This window comes from Chryseobacterium sp. 2TAF14 (genome assembly GCF_052115105.1).
GTDB lineage: Bacteria > Bacteroidota > Bacteroidia > Flavobacteriales > Weeksellaceae > Chryseobacterium.
On record NZ_JBFRGA010000116.1, the window covers coordinates 1 to 8,272 of the forward strand.

Here is an 8,272-nt window from a genome sequence, read left to right on the forward strand (position 1 = left end):
AAACTACTTATGTTGATGAAAGTAATTACAACTTTACCAACAGAAATGTATCAAATAATGTTTGGACAGACAATTATGTAAATGTTTTAAAAAATTTAGATCAGGCAAAAAAAACAATTGAAAGCTATACGCCAACTGCTACAGAATTATCAACTTGGCCAACTACCAAAAAAAATCAGCTGGCAATGGTGGATATCATGAAAGTTTTTACTTATCAGGTTCTGGTTGATATTTATGGAGATATTCCTTACTCTCAATCATTAAACTATGAAGCATATCCTCTCCCAAAATATGATAAAGGAGCAGATATATATGCAGATTTAATTGTTAGATTAAAACAGGATATTGCTAATATAGATGTGAATGGAGCTGGTTTTGGCTCTTCAGATATATTTTATTATGACTCGACTCTCGAAGATTCCGATTTAACAAAATGGGTGAAATTTGGTAATTCAGTTCTATTAAAATTAGGAATAGGTATAGCAGATTCTAATCCATCTTTAGCCCAGAATACAGTTAGTTCTGCAATTACTGGAGGAGTGATATCATCATCCTCCGAAAGCTGTCTATTTAGATATTTGTCTTCTGCCCCTAATTTCAATCCTTTATATGGTGAATTAGAGCTAAGTGGAAGAAATGATTTCATTGCAGGTAAAACACTTGTTGATTATATGTTAGCACAAAATGATGACAGGATTTCAAAATACTATCAGCTTAATGATGATGATGAGTATTTAGGACAAGTAATTGGTGCACCAGGTGAAATTGGCGAATTTTCTCCTATAGGTAATTTTGCATATAGTTCAACAACTCCAGGAAATATTTTGACTTATACGGAAGTTGCTTTTTATTTAGCAGAAGCTTCCGCAAGATGGGGAATTGGAGGAGCAGCAGCAACTTTATATAATAATGCAGTAACAGCTTCTTTTAATGAATGGGGAGCCACTGGTGCAGCGGTTTATTTGACAACGCATCCGTATGATGCTGCAAACTGGAAAAAATCTATTGGTGAACAGGCTTGGGTTGCCATGTTTAATCAAGGCTTACAATCTTGGAATTTTTACAGAAGGTTAGATTATCCTCAATTATCTGCTCCTTCCACGGCTATTCAGAATGCCGATGGTAAAGTTCCTGTAAGATTACAATATCCTGCACTCGAAGCTACAACAAATTCAACAAATTATGCAGCTGCAGGTGCCTCAATCGGTGGAGATAAAATTACTACCAAGCTTTTCTGGGACATTAATTAATCACTTCTTTTAACATTCATATCAAAACCGCCTTAGTGCGGTTTTTTTATTTCCGTATATTTGCATTTCAAAGAAGAATAATGAATATTAAAGATATCATAGAACAAAAACTGGAAGAGGTTATCCTTAATCTTTACCAGCTGAAAGAAATAAAACTTGAAATTCAGGAGAATAAAACTGAATTTGAGGGAGATTTTACAATCGTCACCTTTCCTTTAGTAAAACAGCTGAAGAAAAATCCTGAAAGCATCGGTGTAGAGTTGGGAGAAGGATTAACAACCCAAACAGAATTGCTGGAAAGCTTTAACGTGGTAAAAGGCTTTTTAAATGTAAAAGTTAAAAACCAATTCTTCGTAGATCAGTTTAATACAGTTTCTGGGCAGTTTTCAGATATAGAAAAGAAAAATGCAACCGTAATGGTAGAATATTCTTCACCGAATACCAATAAACCATTGCATTTAGGGCATATCAGAAATAATCTTTTAGGTTTTTCGGTTGCTCAGATTCTTAAGGAAGCCGGTTATGATGTGATAAAAAGCCAGATTATCAATGACAGAGGAATTCATATCTGTAAATCGATGTTGGCTTGGGAAAAGTTTGGAAAAGGAGAAACGCCGGAAACAAATCATATCAAAGGCGACAAGTTCGTTGGGAATTATTATGTAGAATTTGATAAAAACTACAAAAAAGAAGTTGCTGAATTAGTTGTGCAGGGAATTTCTGAAGAGCAGGCTAAAAAAGATGCTCCTTTGATGAAAGAAGCTCAGCAAATGCTTTTAGACTGGGAAAATGGTGATGAAAAAGTAAGAAATCTCTGGAACGAAATGAATTCTTGGGTTTATGAAGGTTTCAATCAGACTTATAAAAGATTGGGAGTAGATTTTGATCAGGTTCAGTACGAAAGTAAAACGTATATTTTAGGGAAAGACCTTATTCAGGAAGGTTTAGATAAAGGGGTGCTGTACCAGAAAGAAGACGGTTCGGTTTGGTGCGATTTGACGGATGAAGGTTTAGATCAAAAATTATTGCTTCGTTCAGACGGAACTTCTGTTTACATGACCCAGGATTTGGGAACTGCGGTAGAGCGTTTTAAAGAAAACGATATTCAGAAATTAATTTATACGGTAGGGAACGAGCAGGATTATCATTTCCAGGTTTTATTTAAAATTTTAGGAAAATTAGGATATTCCTGGGCAGACCAATTATACCATTTATCTTATGGAATGGTTGAACTTCCGGAAGGTAAAATGAAATCCCGTGAAGGAACTGTAGTTGATGCAGATGATCTGATGCAGGAAATGCATGATATTGCAAAATCTGCGGCTGAAGAACTGGGCAAGCTTGATAATTTGTCTGAAGAAGAAAAAGCAAAAAATTACGAAAGTGTAGGAATGGGAGCCCTGAAATATTTTATGATGAAAGTAGATCCTAAGAAAAAGATGCTTTTCAATCCTAAAGAAAGTATTGATTTTAACGGAAATACTGGACCATTTATTTTATATACCTATGCCCGAATCCATTCGTTATTAATTAAAGCAAATTATCTTAACAGAGAAATTGCTGAGGTAGAACTGAACCAATCTCAAAAAGAACTTATCATGCAGCTTGCAAACTACAAAGCAGTTGTAGAAAGAGCAGCAGAAGTTTTGAGCCCGGCTTTGGTTGCTAATTATGTTTATGATTTGGTTAAAACCTACAATTCTTTCTATCAAAGCAACCCGATTTTGAATCAGGAAGATGAAAATGTAAAACAATTCCGTTTGAATTTATCAAATCTCACGGCAAGAACCATACAAAAATCATTAAGCTTACTAGGAATAGAAACGGTAAACAGAATGTAAAAATAAATCCTCCTGAAAATTTCGGGAGGATTTTTATTTTAAACTTTGGAAGTATTATTTTCATTTTGGCTGTCTCGGTACAATTTTTCACTGCTCCATTTTGCGTGTTTTGAAGGAATGATTTTATAGCCTTTTCTTATAGAGTAAACCTTCGTAAATTCAGCGCCGAAAAAGACGAGCATACAAGAATAATTGATCCACATCATAATTAAAATCACCGTTCCTGCAGTTCCGAATGCTGAAGTGGGTTTAAATTGACCGAAGTAAAGGCTCAGTAAAAATTTACCTAAAGTAAATAAAATTGCTGTTAATAAAGCTCCTTTCCAAACCGATTTCCAGCTGATCTCAACATCAGGAAGTACTTTAAACATTAATGCAAAAAGCACGACAATGATAAAAAATCCTACTGCGAAATTAATAAGTTCAACAATGATATAAGTTTCGAGTCCGAAATAAGTCGTGATAAAATTATTAAAAAGCCCGATCAATGAAGACAAAACCATCGTAATCATGAGCAAAAATCCTAAAATCAGGATCATTCCTAATGAATTGGCGCGGTCTAAAAGAAATTTTACCAATGCTTTTTTAGGGGCAGCTTCTACATCCCAAAGATTATTCAGTGATTTCTGCAACTGGAAAAATAAGGTAGTAGAACCGTAAACCAAAGACCCGATCCCGATAATTTTCATAAAAATATTTTCTTTGTCGATGAGCGCTCCTGCAATCATATCCTGAATACTTTTGGCAACATCCTGTCCCATCAATCCGCTGATCTGTGTGCTGATTTGTCCGCGAATGGCTTCTTCACCAAAAAAATATCCTGCAATCCAGATAATGATAATCAGTAAACCCGGAATTGAGAAAATGGCATAATAAGCCAAACTCGCCGAGTCATTTGAAGCTGATGAATTATTCCATTCTGTAAATGTTTCTTTGGCGGTTTCCCAGAAAAATTTAAGTTCTTTTAGCATAGTAAAAATATTAATATGAGTGATTGGTTTGAGTGATCAATAATGTCTTCAATATTAAGGAAGAAATATTGTTGTTGCAGTATTTAACACAAAGATTATTCCTTAAAGCAAATTTCAGAATACAAAAATCAAATATTTTGCTTGGTTTTTATTAAAGGATCATCAGATATAAGTTTTGGCTAAAGCCTTATGGATTGTGATAAAACAAAAACGGGCTAAAGCCCGTTTCTATTGAATATTTAAAAGTCTAAAAACAATAATTAAAAGCTAAAAGCTATTTGTCATTTAGAAAGGATATCCGATTGCAATATTCAGAATCAGATTATCTCTTCTCCAGCTTGAATCTCCAAAATTGATTCTGTCAAAAGTCCATCGATCGCCTTTTTCATAATAAGGAACTCGCAGAGGCATTGCCAGATCAAGTCTCAGAATTAAAATCGAAAAATCGAGTCGTAAACCAACTCCGGCTCCTACAGCAATTTCGCTTAAAAAATCTTTTGAAAATTTTCCGCCAGGTCTTGTATTGACACCGTCTTCATTAATATCATCATTAATCAGCCAGATATTTCCGGCATCTACAAATGCGGCAACGTTTAAGAATTTATAAAGATTGGCTCTGTATTCTGCATTCAATTCTAATTTTACATCACCTGATTGATCAAAAACTGCTCTGTTTGTATCTTCTCCTCTCGGATCATAACTTCCGGGTCCTAAAGTTCTCGCACGGAAAGCTCGAATACTGTTACTTCCCCCTACAAAAAACTGTCTTGAAAAGGGGATGTGCTCTGAGTTTCCGTATGGAATAGCAACACCTGCAATAAGCCTTGAAGCGATAGATGTTTTCTCATTAAACTTATGGTAGAATCTTACATCATTTTCAATTTTTGCATATTGACTGAAAGGAACCCCGAAAATTGTTTTTTCTTTTCCTTCTTTTATATTAGCTCCTGTTACAAGACCTGTAATATTTCCTGCCAAGTCAAGCATTCCTTTATAATAGAATGTATTTTTTCTGGGAAGCATTGTGGTGGAGTAGGTGTAAGAATAAGTTGGGCCAAAAATTAATTGTTTTTCAGTAATTCTCTGAAGATATGGATTGCCTTCTTTCAAAGCCAGAAATTTCGGAGTTTCATTTGCAGGTGCAATGTAGCTCACGTCAATAAGTTTCAGCTCATGTTCTTTACGTACATTTTCTTTCCATTGATAGCCAAATGATGCATTGAATGTATTTAAAGTATATAAAGTTGTTCTATTTTGAAATTCATAACCTAACTGAATATTCGTTCTCGGCACAAAAGCACTTGAAGAATTGAAACGGAACGGGGCTACAATTCTCGGAATCGATAATTGCGTATTAGCTCCTGCTCTGAAAATATTTTCGGCTTCGGCAGGACCTCCGATTTGCACATCAAATGCGCCATAAACAGAAGCTTTAAACTGTTCTGCACCACGGAAAAAGTTTCTCTGCGTCCAGTTTAAATTTAATTCGCTTCCTGCGTAGTTGGCAGAATTGGTTCTTCCCAAAGCTTCTAAGCGTAAAGACTGAAGCTCTCTCGGAGTTAACACATAATACGAATCAAACTTATGGTTTAAAGAATCTGAAACAACGAATTCATTTTTTACAAATTTAAAAACACCGAGACTGATGAGTCGATTAAGCGATAAATTGTGGTCTTTTCTGTTGTAGATGTCTCCTTTTTTGAAGTATAAAGCCCGGTCAAAAATTCTGGGTTTAAATTTTTTATCAGGATCTACCACATAAATATCATTGTACTCATATCCTCTCAAAGAATCAGGATTCATCGGGATGTTGTATTTTCCTTTTTTAGCATCGCGAAGATTGTAATTCGGGAAAACGACTACTTTATCGATGGTAAATTGCTCAGTTGCAAGCTTCGGAGTATTATCTTTCAGCTTTACTATAAGCTCAACTTTCGGATCTTTTGTTACCGTACTGTCTGCCTGAACGATAATATTATCCGGGCTGAAATAGTAAAAACCTTTATCTTTCAAACCATCATCAATTCTCTGGCGCTCGTTTTTTATAACATCAAGATCAAAAGGATTTCCTGCTTTAAGTAAAGTTCTTTCTTTTAAATTCTGAATTTCTGAATTAATAAGCGTAGAATCTTGCGGGAAGCTTACATTGCTGATCAAATATCTCGCTCCCGGATTCAATGTGTAAATTACCTGCGCTTTTTTATTTTTTGAAACCGTATCGTATTTTGCTTTAGCATTAAAATAGCCTTTGTTTTCAGAATAATTAACGATAATATCTTTGTTGAATTCTCTGTCGACATCTCCAAGCAAAACAGGCTCTTCACCAAATTTGTATTTCAGCCAGTATCTCAGGCCTTTTTCTTTTTCTGGTTCTTTTGTCGCATTATAAGCATACAGTTTTGGTCTTAAGCCAAGAAAAGAAGAATTTGGTTTTGGGGTAAGATTTTCTTTAATCGCCGATTCCAATTCTGATTTTTCTTTCTTCGTTAAAGAATCGCTTTCTATTTTAACTTCGGCTCCGGTGTAGAGAAGCTGCCCGTCTTTTAAAAATTTTGTGTTGCTGCAAGAAATGATTGTCGCAGTGATTCCTGAAACCATAAAATATTTGCAGTATGTATTAAACGTATTCTTCATTATTTAAATTCTACGACTTGATTATCTTGTTTTCTTTTATTTTCTCTGTTTTCCCTATTTCTGTTGTTTCTCGATTTCCGGAAAATATCCCTGAATTTATCGTAATCCAAAGTGATGATAAATCCTACCCCCGTTTCTATGATTTGCCCTTGCAAAGCAACCTGGTAATCATTTTTACGGTACGCTCTCAACATATATCTTCCGTCTCTTGAAAGGCTGTAATCTATGGTAACATCTCCTGCAATATTGGTGGTGTTTTCGTTTTGCCTTGCTTCACCTTCCAATCCGAAATTACTTCCTACGGTAACTTTCAGGCGGTCATTCAGTAGTTTTTTGCTAATGTCTACATTCAGATCGGTTCTTGTATTCTGCGTTCCGGTAGAATAGTCTTCGGTAGATTCAAGATCAAAATTTAAGTCAACGCCTTTTATAAGATCTGCTGCAATATTATTAAGCTGTTGCGAAAGGATTTTGCTCACACTCTGTCTTGCCAAAGTTTCTGCGGAAACTCCCGAATTACTTTCAAAAGGATTTTCACCAATAAAGCGATTCAGTAAAAGCAAAGCAAAAACCTGTTTGTTCATCTCGTTTTGATCCTGTCGCAATTGCGCAAGTTTTCCGTCTATTGTTTCGGTTACGGTAGAAGATACAGCGTTGTTTTTTTCTTCTGTGGTAATATCAAAAGAAATTTCAGGTTTCAGCAGTTCACCTTTAAGGATCAATAAAGTATTAAACGGAATTCTTTGTTTAAACTGATTAAGATCTGCGGGATTACCTGTAAACTGCTGCTCTACAAGATCAATCGGTGCAGCGTTGGTTTTATAAATAGCAGTAATATCAAGTTTGGCAGTTGTAGGTTCCCCGGTCCAGGTTATGGTACTTCCTTTCTGGATGTCGAATTTCCTTTTCAGGAGGCTTACAGACATTTCGTAGCTTCCTTTTTCCACTTGGTAGACACCGACTAAAGTCGTTTTTCCTGAAGGATCAATTCCGCCTGTAAGATCTGCTTCACCCTGAAGTTTTACAAAATCTCCGTTGGCTTTATCAATAATGATCGACATTTTTGCTTCTTTGCTCAATTCAATATTTACATTCACATCCAAACCTTTTATCGGGCTTTGAGTGTCGATTGAATCAGCTTTGATGGTTTTATTCAAAGCAACCTGATCCTGATCTATAAATTCTACAATACCGTCTCTTTCCTGCAATGAGGGCGAAGATTGAGGAAGCACAAACGTAAAATCTGTCGTCTCTGAAACCGCCAGTCTTCCGTCAACTTTTGGCAGATCAAGATTTCCTCTTACTTGTAATGCTGCATCAATAGCTAAAATTCCGTACATCATCGCATCATTCGATTTTTCAGAATTTACCACTTTAAAATCTTTGGCATTCACATCAAGATTAAATGCAAAATCTCTGTAGGTTTGTGTTAAAATCTGTCCGTCGATGTTCAGAGAATTTCCGTCTTTATCGTTGATTTTAAAATCATCAAACTCAATTCCTCTGTTGGTAAAGTCTATTTTATCATTAAGATTTCTGAAATCACTTCCGGTTTGCGCAATCATCAATCCCACAT

At 35.4% G+C, this 8,272-nt stretch carries 5 protein-coding genes; 2 read left to right on the plus strand and 3 right to left on the minus strand.

Features of this window, described 5'->3' with window-relative positions:
- Together AB4Y90_RS12175 and argS are read left to right on the plus strand one after the other, a co-directional pair.
- Window positions 1-1,250, plus strand: a 1,250-nt coding sequence (locus AB4Y90_RS12175) for a SusD/RagB family nutrient-binding outer membrane lipoprotein (RefSeq protein WP_441557847.1), incomplete at its 5' end; no start/stop codon positions are given.
- A gap of 80 nt (window positions 1,251-1,330) precedes the next feature.
- Window positions 1,331-3,091, plus strand: coding sequence for an arginine--tRNA ligase (gene argS / locus AB4Y90_RS12180; RefSeq protein WP_441557848.1), 1,761 nt, complete (start codon window positions 1,331-1,333; stop codon window positions 3,089-3,091).
- 38 nt (window positions 3,092-3,129) lie between these two features.
- On the opposite strand, the gene AB4Y90_RS12185 is transcribed toward argS, so the two are convergent.
- From AB4Y90_RS12185 to AB4Y90_RS12195, 3 genes are all read right to left on the minus strand, one after another.
- On the minus strand, window positions 3,130-4,062 hold the full coding sequence (locus AB4Y90_RS12185; protein ID WP_441557849.1) for a YihY/virulence factor BrkB family protein: 933 nt from the start codon (window positions 4,060-4,062) through the stop codon (window positions 3,130-3,132).
- A 285-nt stretch (window positions 4,063-4,347) separates the two neighbouring features.
- On the minus strand, window positions 4,348-6,696 hold the full coding sequence (gene tamL, locus AB4Y90_RS12190) for a translocation and assembly module lipoprotein TamL (RefSeq protein WP_441557850.1): 2,349 nt from the start codon (window positions 6,694-6,696) through the stop codon (window positions 4,348-4,350).
- On the minus strand, window positions 6,696-8,272 hold a 1,577-nt coding region (locus AB4Y90_RS12195), incomplete at its 5' end, for a translocation/assembly module TamB domain-containing protein (RefSeq protein WP_441557851.1). The genes AB4Y90_RS12195 and tamL, both read right to left, overlap by 1 nt.